This window comes from Pseudoalteromonas sp. TP27 (assembly GCF_056470645.1).
The window spans coordinates 478,930-494,917 of sequence record NZ_JARDAK010000002.1 but is presented as its reverse complement, the minus strand read 5'-3'; the positions used below and the strand labels follow the sequence as shown (position 1 = coordinate 494,917).

Annotated in this window: 20 protein-coding genes; 17 read left to right on the top strand and 3 right to left on the bottom strand. The window is 40.7% G+C overall.

The genetic code is table 11. The features are described from left to right. Window positions 1–17: 17 nt before the first annotated feature. Both PX700_RS04580 and PX700_RS04575 read right to left on the bottom strand, forming a co-directional pair. The gene (locus PX700_RS04580; protein WP_479519980.1) at window positions 18–1,052 is read right to left on the bottom strand and encodes a cytosolic protein; all 1,035 of its coding nucleotides are present in this window, start codon (window positions 1,050–1,052) and stop codon (window positions 18–20) included. A 74-nt stretch (window positions 1,053–1,126) separates the two neighbouring features. Continuing rightward, complete coding sequence (locus PX700_RS04575) at window positions 1,127–1,585, bottom strand: EVE domain-containing protein (RefSeq protein WP_479519994.1); 459 nt, start codon at window positions 1,583–1,585, stop codon at window positions 1,127–1,129. Window positions 1,586–1,662: 77 nt separating this feature from the next. Between PX700_RS04575 and tesB the strand changes: the two genes are divergently transcribed. Beyond that, window positions 1,663–2,520 carry an acyl-CoA thioesterase II gene (gene tesB / locus PX700_RS04570; RefSeq protein WP_166420405.1) on the top strand — a complete coding sequence of 286 codons (858 nt, stop codon included), beginning with the start codon at window positions 1,663–1,665 and terminating at the stop codon, window positions 2,518–2,520. 15 nt (window positions 2,521–2,535) lie between these two features. Here tesB and plsB read toward each other — a convergent pair whose 3' ends face one another. Beyond that, window positions 2,536–4,974, bottom strand: coding sequence for a glycerol-3-phosphate 1-O-acyltransferase PlsB (gene plsB, locus PX700_RS04565; RefSeq protein ID WP_479519979.1), 2,439 nt, complete (start codon window positions 4,972–4,974; stop codon window positions 2,536–2,538). 581 nt (window positions 4,975–5,555) lie between these two features. Between plsB and rpsJ the strand changes: the two genes are divergently transcribed. The 16 genes from rpsJ to hfq all read left to right on the top strand — a co-directional run bounded on the left by rpsJ (window position 5,556) and on the right by hfq (window position 15,987). Next, window positions 5,556–5,867: a 30S ribosomal protein S10 gene (gene rpsJ, locus PX700_RS04560; protein ID WP_002957900.1), complete on the top strand. Its 312-nt coding sequence runs from the start codon at window positions 5,556–5,558 to the stop codon at window positions 5,865–5,867. 27 nt (window positions 5,868–5,894) lie between these two features. Beyond that, window positions 5,895–6,530, top strand: a complete 636-nt coding sequence (rplC, locus tag PX700_RS04555) for a 50S ribosomal protein L3 (RefSeq protein ID WP_002957898.1) — start codon at window positions 5,895–5,897, stop codon at window positions 6,528–6,530. A 17-nt stretch (window positions 6,531–6,547) separates the two neighbouring features. Next, window positions 6,548–7,153, top strand: coding sequence for a 50S ribosomal protein L4 (gene rplD / locus PX700_RS04550; RefSeq protein ID WP_002957897.1), 606 nt, complete (start codon window positions 6,548–6,550; stop codon window positions 7,151–7,153). Further along, window positions 7,150–7,452: a 50S ribosomal protein L23 gene (rplW, locus tag PX700_RS04545; protein WP_002957896.1), complete on the top strand. Its 303-nt coding sequence runs from the start codon at window positions 7,150–7,152 to the stop codon at window positions 7,450–7,452. The genes rplD and rplW overlap by 4 nt, the downstream gene beginning before the upstream one ends. A 15-nt stretch (window positions 7,453–7,467) precedes the next feature. Beyond that, window positions 7,468–8,292, top strand: a complete 825-nt coding sequence (gene rplB / locus PX700_RS04540) for a 50S ribosomal protein L2 (protein WP_002957895.1) — start codon at window positions 7,468–7,470, stop codon at window positions 8,290–8,292. A 15-nt stretch (window positions 8,293–8,307) separates the two neighbouring features. Beyond that, entirely contained in the window at window positions 8,308–8,586 is a 279-nt protein-coding gene (gene rpsS, locus PX700_RS04535; protein ID WP_004588689.1) for a 30S ribosomal protein S19, read from the top strand. A 13-nt stretch (window positions 8,587–8,599) separates the two neighbouring features. Next, window positions 8,600–8,932, top strand: a complete 333-nt coding sequence (rplV, locus tag PX700_RS04530) for a 50S ribosomal protein L22 (protein ID WP_002957892.1) — start codon at window positions 8,600–8,602, stop codon at window positions 8,930–8,932. A gap of 11 nt (window positions 8,933–8,943) precedes the next feature. Further along, window positions 8,944–9,645, top strand: a complete 702-nt coding sequence (rpsC, locus tag PX700_RS04525) for a 30S ribosomal protein S3 (RefSeq protein WP_002957891.1) — start codon at window positions 8,944–8,946, stop codon at window positions 9,643–9,645. Window positions 9,646–9,657: 12 nt separating this feature from the next. Continuing rightward, on the top strand, window positions 9,658–10,071 hold the full coding sequence (gene rplP, locus PX700_RS04520; RefSeq protein WP_002957890.1) for a 50S ribosomal protein L16: 414 nt from the start codon (window positions 9,658–9,660) through the stop codon (window positions 10,069–10,071). Continuing rightward, a complete protein-coding gene (rpmC, locus tag PX700_RS04515) occupies window positions 10,071–10,262 on the top strand; it encodes a 50S ribosomal protein L29 (RefSeq protein WP_002957889.1) in 192 nt (63 codons plus the stop codon). The genes rplP and rpmC overlap by 1 nt, the downstream gene beginning before the upstream one ends. Continuing rightward, the gene (rpsQ, locus tag PX700_RS04510) at window positions 10,262–10,519 is read left to right on the top strand and encodes a 30S ribosomal protein S17 (protein ID WP_002957888.1); all 258 of its coding nucleotides are present in this window, start codon (window positions 10,262–10,264) and stop codon (window positions 10,517–10,519) included. Before rpmC ends, rpsQ begins: the two co-directional genes overlap by 1 nt. 479 nt (window positions 10,520–10,998) lie before the next feature. Further along, window positions 10,999–11,466 (top strand): tRNA (adenosine(37)-N6)-threonylcarbamoyltransferase complex ATPase subunit type 1 TsaE, encoded by a 468-nt coding sequence (gene tsaE / locus PX700_RS04505; protein ID WP_197238485.1) that lies wholly within the window; start codon window positions 10,999–11,001, stop codon window positions 11,464–11,466. A gap of 27 nt (window positions 11,467–11,493) precedes the next feature. Continuing rightward, window positions 11,494–12,837, top strand: coding sequence for an N-acetylmuramoyl-L-alanine amidase (locus PX700_RS04500; protein ID WP_479519978.1), 1,344 nt, complete (start codon window positions 11,494–11,496; stop codon window positions 12,835–12,837). A 32-nt stretch (window positions 12,838–12,869) separates the two neighbouring features. Continuing rightward, window positions 12,870–14,717 (top strand): DNA mismatch repair endonuclease MutL, encoded by a 1,848-nt coding sequence (mutL, locus tag PX700_RS04495; RefSeq protein ID WP_479519977.1) that lies wholly within the window; start codon window positions 12,870–12,872, stop codon window positions 14,715–14,717. Between the two features lie 10 nt (window positions 14,718–14,727). Further along, on the top strand, window positions 14,728–15,645 hold the full coding sequence (gene miaA, locus PX700_RS04490; RefSeq protein WP_415637375.1) for a tRNA (adenosine(37)-N6)-dimethylallyltransferase MiaA: 918 nt from the start codon (window positions 14,728–14,730) through the stop codon (window positions 15,643–15,645). A gap of 78 nt (window positions 15,646–15,723) precedes the next feature. Then, the gene (gene hfq / locus PX700_RS04485; RefSeq protein WP_024597268.1) at window positions 15,724–15,987 is read left to right on the top strand and encodes an RNA chaperone Hfq; all 264 of its coding nucleotides are present in this window, start codon (window positions 15,724–15,726) and stop codon (window positions 15,985–15,987) included. The last annotated feature ends 1 nt before the right edge of the window (window position 15,988 follow it).

The window sequence follows — 15,988 nt, the reverse complement described above, 5'->3', positions numbered from 1 at the left end:
CCGCTTTTGCTGGAGTACTACTCTTCTAGCTGTTTAAGTTTATGCTCAATTAGAGGGTCGTCAGGTAGCAGCTGCTGGGCGACTTCTAATAGCTGAATAGCATCATTAGGGTGTTCATCTTGGTGCTTGAGCGCCACATCAATCAAGGGCTGAATATCAATTTTTGCTTGGTGCTCTTGTACATGCACTTCTTTTTCATCAGCTAAAATTTTATGTGCTGTACTCAATAATGCTAAACGATGGGGTGAGTCTGCATTAGCTGTATTGAGACTTTGATAATAGTCTTCTTTTAAGCGCAACGTTTTTGTTTGCAGGCGAAATTGCGCAATATCAATTTGCTGATGGCGAATAAAATCTATAGCCACTTGCTTATAAAATCCAAACTTATTTAAATATGTGGCGTGTGTGCCATGGCCCATACCAAATACACGCAAGTGAGTTAATTGCTTATAGCGCTTAGCGTGCATGCGGTCTATGCGATTAGTCGGATCGTAAATAATATAGCCTTGGGCATCACCTAAATCTAGATCGTGATAATCCTGTTGCCAGTCAAACTGCTGAGCTATATCGGTACTAGAGCGGTCATCCCATGGTACTAACTCTTTATTTTTAGTACTTACCGGATGAAAGAATAGCACTTGGTTTAGCTTTAATAATTTAGCAAAAGCACCAACAGCAAATCCGCCACGGCTTAGACCGTAACCTAACCGACAATTAAACGGCGTAAGTAATGTTGATAATTGCTCGAGAAAGAATATTAAATTTCGATTACGAAACCAATTACTTTTACCCAAGTGCTGAAAAGCGATGATGTTTACGTTTTGTTTTTGAGCTAGATGATAACCCCAAGGTGCAAAATCAGGATTGAGATCTTGTTCTTGCACATTAGTACCAGCAGGAGAAAAAGTAAAAAGCAGGGGCTTATTAACGTCAACAAATTCATACTTAACAAATACATCGCCGAGTAAGTCACTACCCGACATAGGCAGTTGGGTTTGTTGTTCATCTCGCGGGAGAGTTAACCATTCATCTAACCAATACAGTAATTTCATTAATCCTCCAGCTATAAGTCGGCGCGGATCATATCAAACTCAGTGAAATTAGGTCAAACAGAAGGAAAGGGTTGCTACTGCGCCATTTTAATTATTTCATCCCAATCATTTTTAGTGACGGGCATAATTGATAATCGCCCACCTTTTTTAAGTGCGATTTCAGTAATATTATTATTCGCTTTAATATCCTTAAGGCTAACAAGTTTGTTTAAGTGGCTTTGATAAGTTACCTCAACAACAACCCAGCGTGGTTTGTCGCTGGTGGCCTTAGCATCGTAATAATCGCTGCTTAAATCAAACTGTGTAGGATCTGGGTAGGCATTGTGTGTCACTTCAGCAATGCCAGCTACGCCTACGTGTTTACAGCTTGAATGATAAATCATGACTGAGTCACCGACTTTAACGCCATCACGCATAAAGTTTCGTGCTTGGTAATTACGCACGCCTTCCCAGAGGGTCGTTTGTTTTGGTGCGTTTTTTAAATCATCAATCGAAAAGGAATCGGGTTCGGTTTTAAAAAGCCAGTAAGCGATGAGAGTACTCCTAACAAAGATTTACATAGTTGTAGTCTATAGTATCATTAACTTATCTGGGGATTGAGGAAGAAATAATGAGCCAAGTATTAGATGATTTGTTGTCGCTATTATCACTTGAAGAAATTGAGAAAGGTTTGTACCGAGGGCAAAGCCAAGACTTAGGCTTTGGTGCTGTATTTGGCGGTCAGGTTATGGGGCAGGCACTTTCTGCAGCTAAAGAAACTCTACCCGAAGGGCGTATAGTTCACTCATTGCATTCTTACTTTTTACGCCCAGGCGATCCTGCTAAACCGATTGTTTATGATGTAGAAACGATTCGAGATGGGAAGAGCTTTAGTACTCGCCGAGTAAAAGCGATTCAGTACGGTAAACCGATTTTTTATATGACCGCATCATTTCAGGGTGAGGAAAATGGCTTGTCGCATCAAGCGACAATGCCTGATGTTCCCGCACCTGAAGACCTGCGTTCATCACTTGAGTTTTACCAAGATAACGCTTCGCATATCCCTGAAGTCATCCGTAATAAGTTTACGCGTGAAATGCCGATTGAAATGCGACCAGTTACTTTTCATAATCCATTTAAACCAGAAGTTATGGAGCCGGTAAAGCATATTTGGTTTAAAGCTAATGGTGAAATGCCAGACGATCAACGCATTCATAATTATCTGCTTGCGTATGCGTCTGACTTTGAGTTTTTACCAACTGCATTACAGCCTCATGGTGTATCGTTTATGCAGCCAAATATGCAAGTAGCGACCATAGACCACGCAATGTGGTTTCATCGCCCGTTTAGAATGGATGATTGGATTTTGTATTCAATTGATAGTCCAAGCGCGAGCAATGGTTGTGGCTTGGTACGCGGGCAGTTTTTTGATCGCCAAGGCAACTTAGTTGCCTCAACAATGCAAGAAGGGGTTATGCGCCAGCGCTAACCCCCTTTTATAGTACTAGTTACACTGATCTTGTACTATATCGCTGATTGACTGCCAGACGCGTGCTGGCAGTAATGTTTTAAGGTGTGCATAGGTTTCACAAAGTTGTGTACTACCTACTAAGCCTCTATCACCTTCTGTTATTAATGATTCACCACGTAAGTTTTCAATAAAGCTAACAAGCACCTTTTTATCAAAAAATTCAGGTGTTTTAATTCCATGTAGTGTGCCTAAACGTTGTGCTAACACTTGACTTTCTCGCTCTAGCTCGGCTTTTTCAATGCCATCACTTGTTTGAATAAAACCAATCACAATAGCGTATCGTTGCAGAGTAAAGCTAAGTGCTCGCCCAAGCATTTCTAGCTTAGCTAAGCAGTCATTACCGTTTGTTATATGAATATTGTCACCATCAAACTCAATTAAGTTTTGATCTGCAAAGTTCGCTAAAATACGTGTTATGTAGTTTTCATCAAGAGGCTGCAAGTACCACTCTTTGGCAAACAACGGATAAAACGTTTTTACAAGTTGCTGGCATTGCTCAATGGTCGTGCTGTGTTGCTTAAATAAGTGCAACGCAATTAAGCTTGGTACTGCAAACAAGTGTAAAATATTGTTGCGGTAATAATTAAACAATACTTTTTCTTTATCGCTAATAGTAATAATTTCGCCAAACTCATCACTTATTACCTCAAACTTATTAAGCTTTAATGCATGCGTTAGTAATTGCTCTGGCGTTTCGTCTGGGGCTGTTACTTTATCGCTGTAGCTAGCGTCGCGTTGTAAACGCAGATAAAAATCAAGTTGTGCTAATAGCTTTGGTTTACTCAATGCTTGTTTATCGTTAACCAGCAATATCATCGCTAGTAAGTTAACCGCATTAAGCGCCGCCGCATTATTAATTTTAACCATCACTTGGTCGGCAAGCTTAGTTACTTGTGGTGCTAACCATTGTGGCTTTTGCACGTCAGTTGGGTGTATTGAATCACGCCAATCTGGTTGGTTATCGTTTAAGTATTGGTTAATCGAAATTGGATCACCAAAGTTTAAATTACCACGGCCATAGTTTTTAAGGTTTTTGATTGCCTTAAAAATACCAAATATAGATTCGCCTTTTTTATCTTTACCATCTAGTTCTTTAAGATAAGTATTAATTTCCATTACATGCTCATAGCCAATATACACAGGAACAATAGATATAGGTCTGTCTATTCCGCGCAGCATGGCTTGTAAGGTCATTGAGAGCATGCCGGTTTTAGGCGGTAGCAAACGCCCAGTACGGCTTCTTCCACCTTCTGTATAAAACTTAACAGAGTAGCCCTTAATAAATAGCTGGCTTAAATACTCTTTAAATATGGCTGAGTAAAGCTTATTACCGGCAAACGAGCGACGAATAAAAAATGCGCCTGAGCGTCTAAATATACCGCCAGCAGGGAAAAAGTTAAGATTTACACCCGCAGCAATATGCGGTGGCACTAAACCTAAATGATAAATAGAGTAGGTAAGCAGTAAGTAGTCCATGTGGCTACGATGACAAGGCATATAAATAATTTCATGGCCTTTATCGGTTAGCTCATGAATTTGTTCAGCATGATTAATGTCTATACCGTTATAAAGCTTATTCCACAACCAGGTTAAAAACCTTTCAGCTACACGTATCATCGCCTCAGAGTAATTAGCCGCTATTTCATCAAGTAGCTTAAGTGCATTTTGGCGCGCTTCGGTTTGACTGATGTTTTTAGCTTTAGCTTCATCTTGAATTGCTTTTTTTATTGTAGGTGATGCTAATAATGAATTAAATAATTGCTCGCGAGAGGGCATTTTAGGGCCCGTAGCTGCAAGTTTTTGACGCTTAAAGTGTACACGTGCAACACGTAACAACTTATGTGGTAATTCACTTACGTCTGCTTTCTCATTCACTAACAGCGATAAGTCGAGAGGCTGACTAAAGCGAATAAAGTTATCGCGACCTGAAAACAACACCACAAAAATCTTTCTAAACCAGCTAGGAGTTAGGGAGTGCGTGATTAAAGTGCGTAATCCTGGCTTTTCTTTACCTGGGTCGCGTCCCCATAAAATAGTAACCGGAACAACTTGTACATTTTGCTGCCCGCTTTTTATTAAGTACTCAATAATTTGTTTACTCTGGGCTAAAGCATTTGTTGGCTTAGCTTCATCACCAAACAGTGGTGGTGGGTTTTTAATGCCAATAAAGCGGTCTAAATCTTGGTTGCCTAATACTTGTTCTTCAGTTGGGCTAGGTAGGCCATTTTTTTTACACGCATGTGCAAGGGCGGCTAAATCAAATCGCGAATTTAGGCGCACTATATAAAATGTAGGATACTCAGGGTTTAGATCATACTGTTTAATAGGATTTTCTGGCAGCACTTTGCTTTTCACAAATAAGCGGCTAAATCCAGCAGACATAACATTTAAACAATAATTAAAAATACGCATCGACTCACCATATTGAGAGTATTATACCAATCCGCAATAATACTTAATCATTTTGCGGGGCTAAATGTGTCGCTACCTGCGTTAAAAAATTCTCATTTAGAACAACTAAATAGCGAATTTTTTGCCTAGCTATCAACACATTTTTCCAGCCTCAAAATAGCTCACTTTATTAAGCGAATTGATATTAAAGGCAAAATTAGCGCAGTAGGATACCATAATATCTAAAAATCACTTAGTTTGCGTAATTAAGGTGTTAACTTGTTTATTGACTAGCAAGTAGAGCTATTAGTTCAAGTATAGCGAGTAAGCATTTATGGACGCTTATTTAATCAAATTTACAGCCATTGTATTGTTTCTAAATAGTTGTTGCATTTATCACCAATACCTCTATAATACGCAGGCTTTCAAAATTCCTCTTGGAATTAGAAAGGATAAATTAAGCTTGGATTTCAAGCTAATAAACAGGAGTTCCGATTTGGAACTCAACGTAGATATAATCAAACAGCCGGCATCTTAAGTTTTAAGATTGTTTCGGTCGTTTTTTTATGCTCTTTTATATGCTCTTTATATTGAGGTTAAGAATGTCAAATCAACGCATTCGTATTCGCCTAAAAGCTTTTGACCACCGTTTGATTGACCAATCAACGGCAGAAATCGTGGAAACTGCGAAACGCACTGGCGCACAAGTACGTGGACCAATTCCACTACCTACACGCTTTGAACGTTTTACTGTACTAACTTCACCGCACGTTAATAAAGATGCGCGTGATCAGTACGAGATCCGCACCCATAAACGTCTGATTGACATCGTAGAACCAACTGACAAGACTGTAGACGCGCTTATGCGTTTAGATCTTGCTGCTGGTGTTGATGTTCAAATCAGCCTGGGTTAATCGAAAGATTAGAGAGGTTTTAGGAAAATGGCATTAGGTCTAGTCGGTCGTAAAGTGGGTATGACACGAATCTTCACTGAAGATGGTGTATCTATCCCTGTGACAGTTATTGAAGCGACACCTAACCGCATTGCTCAGATCAAATCTGACGCAACAGACGGTTATAACGCGCTTCAAGTAACCGCAGGCACTAAAAAAGCAAGTCGTGTAAACAAAGCTAAAGCGGGTCATTTCGCTAAAGCTGGTGTTGAAGCGGGTCGCGGTCTGTGGGAATTCCGCCTTAACGGTGGTGAAGGCGATTTTGAAGTAGGCGCTGAGCTTACTGTTGAATTATTCAACGAAATCAACAAGGTTGACGTAACCGGTACTTCTAAAGGTAAAGGTTTCCAAGGTGGTGTTAAGCGCTGGAATTTCAGCATGCAAGACGCTACACATGGTAACTCTCTATCTCACCGTGCTCCTGGTTCAATCGGTCAAAACCAATCACCTGGTAAGGTGTTTAAAGGTAAGAAAATGGCCGGTCATATGGGTGCTGAGCGTGTAACGACTCAAAACTTAGAACTAGTTCGCGTTGACGCTGAGCGTAATTTGCTTTTAGTTAAGGGTGCAGTACCTGGAGCTATTGGCGGTGACGTTATCGTTAAACCAGCTGTTAAAGCATAAGTCCTGGAGATTTAGTGATGGAATTAGCAATTAAAGACGCTTCTGGCGGTCTTGAAGTTTCTGAAGCTACTTTTGGACGTGAGTTTAACGAAGCATTAGTACATCAAGTAGTTGTTGCATACGCAGCAGGCGCTCGTCAAGGTACTCGTGCTCAGAAGACACGTTCTGAAGTAAGCGGTGGTGGTAAAAAACCATGGGCTCAAAAAGGTACTGGCCGTGCACGTGCCGGTACAATCCGTAGCCCAATTTGGCGTTCAGGTGGCGTTAGCTTTGCAGCTAAACCACAAGACCACAGCCAAAAAGTAAACCGTAAAATGTACCGTGGTGCGATTAAAAGCATCTTATCTGAATTAGTTCGTCAAGAGCGTTTAATCGTTGTTGAAAGTTTTGCTCTAGCAGCACCAAAAACTAAAGAACTAGTTGCTAAGCTTAAAGAACTTGAGCTTAAAGATGTTCTTATCGTGACTGAAGAAGTAGATGAAAATCTTTTCTTATCGGCACGTAACCTTTATAAGGTTGACACACGTGATGTAGCTGGTATCGATCCTGTAAGCTTAATTGCTTTCGATAAGGTACTTATTACAGCCGCTGCTGTTAAGCAACTTGAGGAGGCGCTAGCATGATTCGCGAAGAACGTCTTTTAAAAGTGATCCTTGCTCCACATATCTCTGAAAAAAGCACAATTGCTGCTGAAGAAAACAATACTATTGTTTTTAAAGTAGTAAATGACGCAACTAAAGCTGAAATTAAAGTAGCAGTTGAGAAGCTTTTTGAAGTAGAAGTAACTGGTGTTCGCACACTTAACGTTAAGGGTAAAACAAAACGTACTGGCGCACGTTTCGGTCGTCGTAGCGACTGGAAGAAAGCTTACGTTACTCTTAAAGAAGGCAGCGAGCTAGACTTTGTCGGCGGCGCCGAGTAATAAGGGGATAGAATTATGGCACTTCAAAAGTGTAAGCCTACTTCTGCGGGCCGTCGTCACCTAGTTAAAGTGGTTAACTCTGATCTACATAAGGGTAAGCCATACGCACCACTTTTAGAGAAAAACTCTAAATCAGGTGGTCGTAATAACAATGGTCGTATTACGGTTCGTCATATCGGTGGTGGTCATAAACAACACTACCGTTTAATCGATTTTAAACGTACTAAAGATGGCATTCCAGCTACTGTTGAACGTTTAGAATACGATCCAAATCGTAGCGCAAACATCGCTCTTGTATTATATGCAGACGGTGAGCGTCGTTACATTATCGCACCTAAAGGCTTAAAAGCTGGCGATGCAATCCAGTCTGGTGTTGATGCACCAATCAAACCTGGTAATGCATTACCAATGCGTAATATGCCTGTAGGTTCGACTGTTCACAACGTAGAATTAAAACCAGGTAAAGGTGCTCAAATAGCACGTTCTGCTGGTGCATACGTTCAAATCCTTGCTCGTGATGGTCAATATGTAACATTACGTCTTCGTTCAGGCGAAGTTCGTAAAGTTGAATCTGATTGTCGTGCGACTCTAGGTGAAGTAGGCAATGCTGAGCATATGCTTCGTTCACTTGGTAAAGCAGGTGCAAATCGCTGGCGTGGTATTCGTCCGACAGTTCGTGGTGTTGCCATGAACCCGGTAGATCACCCACACGGTGGTGGTGAAGGTCGTACATCTGGTGGTCGTCATCCTGTGTCTCCATGGGGTAAACCGACTAAAGGTGCGAAGACGCGTAAGAACAAGCGTACGGATAAATTTATAGTACGTCGTCGTACTAAGTAATATTGAGGAATAGCCATGCCACGCTCTCTCAAGAAGGGTCCTTTTATAGACCTACACTTGCTGAAGAAGGTAGAGAAAGCTTTGGAAAGCGGTGAGAAAAAGCCAATTAAAACTTGGAGCCGTCGTTCAATGATCATACCTAACATGATCGGATTGACCATTGCTGTCCATAATGGTCGCCAGCACGTACCAGTTTTCGTTTCTGACGAAATGATCGGTCACAAACTAGGTGAATTTGCACCAACTCGCACTTACCGTGGCCATGCTGCGGATAAGAAAGCGAAGAAACGATAAGAGGGGAAGATAAATGCAAGCATTAGCTAAACATAAATTCGCCTCTGGTTCGGCGCAAAAAGCACGTCTAGTTGCAGATCAGATCCGCGGGTTACCTGTAGATCGCGCACTAGAAATCCTGGCGTACAGCCCTAAGAAAGCCGCTGTATTAGTTAAGAAAGTACTTGAGTCTGCTATTGCTAACGCAGAGCATAACGAAGGTGCTGACATTGATGAGCTTCGTATAACAACGATCTTTGTGGACGATGGTCCTACAATGAAACGTATTATGCCTCGTGCTAAAGGACGCGCAGACCGCATCCTTAAGCGTACAAGCCATATCACTGTTATGGTTTCAGATAGCTAGGAGTATAAGTAATGGGACAAAAAGTTCATCCTACTGGTATTCGCCTAGGTATATCTAAACCTTGGGTTTCTACCTGGTACGCGAGTTCAAAAGATTTCTCTGCACAGCTTTTTGGCGATCACAAAGTTCGTACATTCCTTACAAAGGAATTGAAAACGGCTTCTGTGTCTAAAATCGTTATTGAGCGTCCAGCAAAATCAATCCGAGTAACAATCCACACGGCTCGTCCGGGTGTTGTTATCGGTAAAAAAGGCGAAGACGTAGAAAAATTACGTCAAGCGGTAACTAAAATCGCTGGTGTACCTGCTCAGATTAATATCTCTGAAGTACGTAAACCAGAACTAGATGCACAACTAGTAGCAGACGGCATTGCCTCTCAACTAGAACGTCGTGTTATGTTCCGTCGCGCTATGAAGCGTTCGGTACAAAATGCAATGCGCATCGGTTCTAAAGGGATTAAAGTTGAAGTTAGCGGTCGTCTTGGCGGCGCTGAAATCGCACGTTCAGAATGGTATCGTGAAGGTCGTGTACCTCTACATACTCTTCGTGCTGATATCGATTACGCAACTTCTGAAGCCTTAACCACTTATGGTATCATTGGTGTTAAAGTTTGGATCTTCAAAGGCGAAGTTATTGGTGGTTTACCACTAGTACAAGAGCAAGAGAAGCCAGCTAAACGCGCACCAAAGAAAGCCAAGAAAAGTGCTAAGTAGAGGTAGCGACTAATGTTACAGCCAAAACGTACAAAATTCCGTAAAATGCACAAAGGCCGCAACCGCGGCTTAGCGCAAAACGGTAACAAAGTAAGCTTCGGTACTTTCGGATTGAAAGCAACTGGCCGTGGCCGTATGACTGCTCGTCAAATCGAAGCAGCTCGTCGTGCTATGACGCGTCACGTGAAACGTCAAGGTAAAATCTGGATTCGTGTCTTCCCTGACAAACCGATTACAGAAAAACCTCTTGAAGTTCGTATGGGTAAAGGTAAAGGTTCTGTTGAATATTGGGTTGCTGAAATTCAGCCTGGTAAAGTACTTTACGAAATGGAAGGTGTTTCAGAAGAGCTTGCTCGTGAAGCATTCGACCTTGCTGCTCGTAAATTGCCATTCAAAACAACTTTCGTAACTCGGACGGTAATGTGATGAAAGCTAGCGAACTAAAAGACAAAAGCGTAGAAGAGCTTAATGCTGAACTTCTAGGACTACTTCGTGAGCAATTTAATATGCGCATGCAAGCTAGCACTGGTCAGTTAGCTCAGACACACACGCTAAGAACAGTACGCCGCGATATCGCGCGTGTAAAAACAGTTATTAACCAGAAGGCAGGTCAATAATGAGCGATAAAATTCGTACTCTTCAAGGCCGTGTAATCAGCGACAAGATGGAAAAATCTTTCACTATCGCTATCGCACGTTATGTGAAGCACCCAATCTATGGGAAATTCATTAAACGTACGACTAAGTTACACGTACATGACGAAAATAACACAGCAAAAGCGGGTGACGTAGTTACTATCCGTGAATGCGCACCAATTTCTAAGAATAAATCTTGGACTTTAGTAGACGTTATTTCTAGTCCAAAACAAGCTTAATTTTTTTAATTAAGTTAGTTTTGTAAAAAAGCCCCGGCATTAGCTGGGGCTTTTTGTATTTAAAGCTGCTGTAAATTGTGTATAAAGCTGAGTATGTTAGCCCTCTCATCTGAAAATATGGAAGGTATATAGGGAGTGGCTGGAGTTTCGTGTGCCAGTTATGTTTTGTTAGTAGGGCTGGCTGCTGGAGTAGAAAAATAAGATAATAAGGCTTGATATTTCAGTTACTTTAACGCATGCATTTAGTTGTCTAATTAGTGGTGTTACTTTTTTTTACTGTCTTCTAGCCCAAAAGATTCACTTACCTTATTTGATTGTAATGATACAGTTTCAAAGTATCGAAAAATAGATATCCAAATACTGCTTTGATTATAAGTTTATCTGGTTTTTTTATGCCTGAAACTTCAATTTATCGCCTTAAATTAATATTCTGGTATGATTAGCAAATATGCGCTTTTGAATGAATTTTTGAGGTAGTAATGACGCGTAGTTTTGAATTTCATTTAACTGATGAAGTAGCCACGGTCTCAATGGGTAACCGTGTTGCTGATATTATTGAGCAAGGTGCGGTGATTTATTTGCATGGTGATTTGGGTGCAGGTAAGACAACGTTTACACGAGGTGTGGTACAAGGTTTTGGCCATACAGGTAAGGTTAAAAGTCCAACATATACACTTGTAGAACCTTATGAACTCGAACGCGCAAATGTTTATCACTTTGATTTGTACCGCTTAGGTGATCCTGAAGAACTTGAATACATGGGAATACGTGATTATTTTTCACCAGATGCAATTTGTGTTGTTGAATGGCCAGAAAAAGGTGGCGAATTTATTCCTGTGCCTGATTTAGATATTACTCTAAGCTATATGGGTAACGAGCGTAAAATTGTTATTAATAGTGCTAGTGAGCGCGGTGTAGCAATTGTCGAAAAACTAAATAACAAATAATAATATAGTTAAGGCAGTAATTATCAAATGAGCCGAGGTGTAGTTAAACTCTTTATTTACCTTATGGTTTTTACCATAAGCTTGCCGCTGTGGGCTAAAAATACAATCAATAGTGTACGCGTTTGGCCATCCCCAGATAGTACGCGCGTGGTATTTGATTTAAATGATAAGCCCGACTTTAGCTATTTTATGCTTAAAAATCCTAGCCGCTTGGTGATTGATTTAGAAAATACCAGCGAATTAAAAATACTACCTGGTGTGCCACCAAAACATCAAATAGTAAGTAAATTACGTTACTCGAAACCTAAAAATAAACAAAGCGTACGTTTAGTGTTTGAGTTAAGTACGCCAGTAAAGCCCGTTGTATTTGCTTTAGCACCTACAGGTCCTTATAAAAATAGACTCGTTGTTGATTTATACAATAAAAGCCAAGCTGCTGTAGTTACCTCTCCTACTCAAACTGCAGCCAAAAACCGCCAACTAAGCCAAGAACGCGATATTGTTATTGCAATTGATCCGGGCCATGGCGGCGAAGATCCCGGTTCAATTGGGCCGTCTGGTACGTACGAAAAAACGGTAACACTGCAAATTGCAAAACGTTTAGAGCGTATGATTGATGGTGAGCGTGGGATGATTTCGCGCATGGTGCGAAGCGGTGACTATTTTGTAAAACTAAATACCCGTACCAATCGTGCTCGTGAAAAAAAAGCCGACTTTTTTGTCTCTATTCACGCGGATGCATTTACAAGCCCGGGACCAAATGGTGCCTCTGTTTGGGTTTTGTCATTAAGGCGAGCTAATTCAGAAATAGGTAAATGGATAGAAGATAAGGAGAAGCATTCTGAGCTTTTAGGTGGTGCTGCAGATGTAATGAAAGATGCCGCTAACGAAAAATACCTGGCGCAGGCGCTGCTTGATATGTCGATGGACCACTCTATGAAAACCGGCTTAAATGTAGCCGACGAAGTGGTTAAAGAGCTACGTAAAGTGGCTAAGCTCCATAAAAAAGATCCGCAACATGCGAGTCTAGCTGTACTTAAATCACCAGATATTCCGTCTATTTTAGTAGAAACAGGGTTTATATCTAACCCGCGAGAAGAAAAACTACTTAAAAACGCTAATCATCAAGAGCGTTTGGCTAAAGCTATATTTACTTCAATTAAAAATTATTATTTAAAAAATCCACCCGATGATTCTTTATTTGCCAAATTAAAATCTCAATATCCAACAAAGCATAAAGTCCGCCCGGGTGAGTCTTTAAGTATGTTGGCGAGTCGCTATGGCATTACGGTCACTAAATTAAAACAAGTTAATAAGCTTAGCTCTAATACTTTATTTATTGGGCAAGAGCTCGATATACCGCAAAGCTAAATCATCACTAAAATATATCTGTTAGGAAATTAATGAATATTGAAATATTACCCGCGCGTTTAGCTAACCAAATTGCCGCAGGCGAAGTGGTTGAGCGCCCAGCGTCGGTAGTAAAAGAGTTGGTCGAAAACAGTTTAGATGCTGGCGCTACACGTATTCAAATAGATATAGAGCGTGGTGGTCATAAGCTTATTCGTATTCGCGACAACGGCTCAGGGATAAGTAAAGATGAGCTAACGCTTGCACTTTCTCGCCATGCTACCAGTAAATTAAAGTCGCTTGATGATCTCGAAAATATTTGTTCACTTGGTTTTAGAGGCGAAGCGCTTGCGTCAATTAGCTCTGTATCGCGTTTAACGCTGAGCTCAAAACCTAAAGAGCAAGAAGCAGCCTGGCAAGCATTTGCAGAAGGTCGCGATATGGCCGTTCAAGTAAAGCCAGTAGCGCACCCTGATGGCACAACTATTGAAGTAAAAGATTTATTTTTTAACACCCCAGCTCGTCGTAAATTTTTGCGTACCGAAAAAACTGAATTTAGCCACATTGATGAGTTGATAAAGCGTATTGCGCTTAGTCGTTTTGATGTCTCTATTACACTAACTCACAATGAAAAAGTAGTAAGGCAGTATCGTGCTAAAACAGATCCCTCGCAGGCTATTACTCGTGTAGCACAAGTTGCAGGTAAGGCCTTTGCTGAGCAAGGTTTGCATATTCAATCAGGAGAGGGCGGCTTACAGCTGCATGGTTGGGTGCTACCTGTAGGTTCAGCTAATACGACACAGTATACTTATGTGAATAATCGCATGATGCGCGATAAGCTTATTTTGCATGCTATACGCCAAGCATTTGAAGAAGTAAGTGGCACTCAAGAGCTTCCGGGGTTTGTTATTTATATTGATATTGACCCACGACAGGTTGATGTAAATGTTCACCCTGCTAAACATGAAGTGCGCTTTCATCAAGGGCGCTTAATTCATGATTTTATATTGCAAGCCATTAAGCAGGTAGTAGTACCACTGCAAGGCGAATTTAGTAACGAACCTGTAAACACAGAAACTGAGTCCGTGCCAGCGTTCATGGGAACAACGCATAGCACTGCTAATAATATTCAGAGCGAAGCCGTGTTTGATTATCCTAAATCGCAATTACAGCCCTCTTATTCTGGAAGTGCTGGTAGCTCATCATCAGGCACTAGAACGGGCGGAGGTAATGGGGGATATCGGGCTACACCAAATACGAGTCACCATGATGTAAATGCTTTCTATCAAGGTGTCAGTGAGCAACACGCTGCGCATTTTGACAATTTAACAAACTTACCAGCACCACAAAACGAGGTAGAGCCTGCTAGGAATGTTTTACAGGCTGTTTCTATTATTAGTGTTAGTGAAGGTATGTGTGTATTTAGTGAAGAGCAGCAATTGTATTGCTCACATTTTAAATATGCATTAGTGGATGACTGGCATAATCAAATTAAAGAGTTTGGCAGTTTAGAAGGGAAAGCCCTTTTGTTACCTGTACGAGTAAATCTAGAAAAAGAAGATTGCTTACTTATAGAAGCCCAACAATCGTGGTTTACCTTACTTGGTTTTGAACTGGTCATAGAAAAACAGTTTGTAATGGTTAAAAAATTACCAGCGTGTTTATATTTACTTGATGTAAGTGCAGCAGTAGGTGAGCTACTTAATGCATGTAAAGCACAGCTTGAAAATATAGAAAATTGGTTGGAGTGGCAAATGAACTGTGTCCCGACCCGGTTTTATTTAAGCAATGTGTTTTTAGCGCAACAAATGCGCTTACAAAATAATCCGCAAACTATTGAACGCTTGCGCGCAAAAGCAGTTAAAATAGAGCTAAATCACTATTTAACGCAATTAGATTAAGGTATCAGTGTTGAGTAATTTACCAGTCATATTTTTAATGGGTCCAACTGCTGCGGGTAAAACAGCATTGGCAATCTCACTGTGCGAGCATTTAAATACAGAAATAATCAGCGTTGATTCAGCGTTAGTGTATAAAGATATGAACATTGGTACTGCAAAACCCGATGCTGAAGAACTAGCTAAAGCTCCGCACCATCTGATTGACTTACTCGACCCGAGTGAAACATATTCAGTGGCTGATTTTAGGCGAGATGCAGTACAAAAAATTGACGAATTTCATAGACAAGGTAAAGTGCCTGTATTAGTTGGAGGTACAATGTTGTACTTCAAATCTTTAATTGATGGTTTATCGCCTTTGCCTGAAGCAGATACAGCGATAAGAGCAGAACTAGAAGCGCAAGCTAAAGAATTTGGCTGGCCTCATTTATATAAAGAATTAGCTAAAGTTGACCCAAAAGCAGCCGAAAAAATAAGTGAAAATGATTCACAAAGAATTAATCGAGCTTTAGAGGTCTACAAGTTAACTGGTAAGACCATGACTGAGTTGCAAAAGCAAAAACAGCCGGCTTTACCTTATACTTTTCATCAATTTGCGATTGCACCGCAAGAACGCAGCGAATTACACCGCCGAATTGAAGAAAGGTTTAAAATAATGATTGATCAGGGGTTTGAAAATGAAGTTTCGACCCTATATCTACGTAAGGATTTACACCCCAATATGCCTTCTATTCGTTGTGTTGGTTATAGACAAATGTGGGATTACCTTGCGGGTGAAACAAACCATGATGAAATGGTTTTTCGTGGCATCGCAGCAACACGTCAATTGGCAAAACGTCAGTTAACGTGGCTTCGTAGTTGGCCTGATGTTACTTGGTTAACAACGGGTGACGAAGAAAACTTGCATCGTGTAGTAAGTTCGCTAAGCTAGTAGTAGTTGAATATTGTTTTTTATCAAATAAGTTCAGCCACTTAATTATAATAACACCTAGAACGAAGGAATAATAACATGGCAAAAGGCCAATCGTTACAAGACCCATTTTTGAATGCACTACGTCGTGAGCGCATTCCAGTATCAATCTTTTTGGTAAATGGCATAAAATTACAAGGCAAAATTCAGTCATTTGACCAATTTGTTATTTTACTAGAGAACACAGTAAATCAAATGGTTTATAAGCATGCAATTTCAACAGTTGTCCCTGCTCGCGCAGTTAACTTCCAAGCAGTTCAAGGGAGTGAAGACACTGAAGAGGCAGAAGCTGGAAACTTTTAAT

Coding starts and splice junctions, on each gene's coding strand:
- PX700_RS04580 (WP_479519980.1), bottom strand. CDS start 1,052: ATGAAATTACTGTATTGGTTAGATGAATGGTTAACTCTCCCGCGAGAT.
- tesB (WP_166420405.1), top strand. CDS start 1,663: ATGAGCCAAGTATTAGATGATTTGTTGTCGCTATTATCACTTGAAGAA.
- plsB (WP_479519979.1), bottom strand. CDS start 4,974: ATGCGTATTTTTAATTATTGTTTAAATGTTATGTCTGCTGGATTTAGC.
- rpsJ (WP_002957900.1), top strand. CDS start 5,556: ATGTCAAATCAACGCATTCGTATTCGCCTAAAAGCTTTTGACCACCGT.
- rplC (WP_002957898.1), top strand. CDS start 5,895: ATGGCATTAGGTCTAGTCGGTCGTAAAGTGGGTATGACACGAATCTTC.
- rplD (WP_002957897.1), top strand. CDS start 6,548: ATGGAATTAGCAATTAAAGACGCTTCTGGCGGTCTTGAAGTTTCTGAA.
- rplW (WP_002957896.1), top strand. CDS start 7,150: ATGATTCGCGAAGAACGTCTTTTAAAAGTGATCCTTGCTCCACATATC.
- rplB (WP_002957895.1), top strand. CDS start 7,468: ATGGCACTTCAAAAGTGTAAGCCTACTTCTGCGGGCCGTCGTCACCTA.
- rpsS (WP_004588689.1), top strand. CDS start 8,308: ATGCCACGCTCTCTCAAGAAGGGTCCTTTTATAGACCTACACTTGCTG.
- rplV (WP_002957892.1), top strand. CDS start 8,600: ATGCAAGCATTAGCTAAACATAAATTCGCCTCTGGTTCGGCGCAAAAA.
- rpsC (WP_002957891.1), top strand. CDS start 8,944: ATGGGACAAAAAGTTCATCCTACTGGTATTCGCCTAGGTATATCTAAA.
- rplP (WP_002957890.1), top strand. CDS start 9,658: ATGTTACAGCCAAAACGTACAAAATTCCGTAAAATGCACAAAGGCCGC.
- rpmC (WP_002957889.1), top strand. CDS start 10,071: ATGAAAGCTAGCGAACTAAAAGACAAAAGCGTAGAAGAGCTTAATGCT.
- rpsQ (WP_002957888.1), top strand. CDS start 10,262: ATGAGCGATAAAATTCGTACTCTTCAAGGCCGTGTAATCAGCGACAAG.
- tsaE (WP_197238485.1), top strand. CDS start 10,999: ATGACGCGTAGTTTTGAATTTCATTTAACTGATGAAGTAGCCACGGTC.
- PX700_RS04500 (WP_479519978.1), top strand. CDS start 11,494: ATGAGCCGAGGTGTAGTTAAACTCTTTATTTACCTTATGGTTTTTACC.
- mutL (WP_479519977.1), top strand. CDS start 12,870: ATGAATATTGAAATATTACCCGCGCGTTTAGCTAACCAAATTGCCGCA.
- hfq (WP_024597268.1), top strand. CDS start 15,724: ATGGCAAAAGGCCAATCGTTACAAGACCCATTTTTGAATGCACTACGT.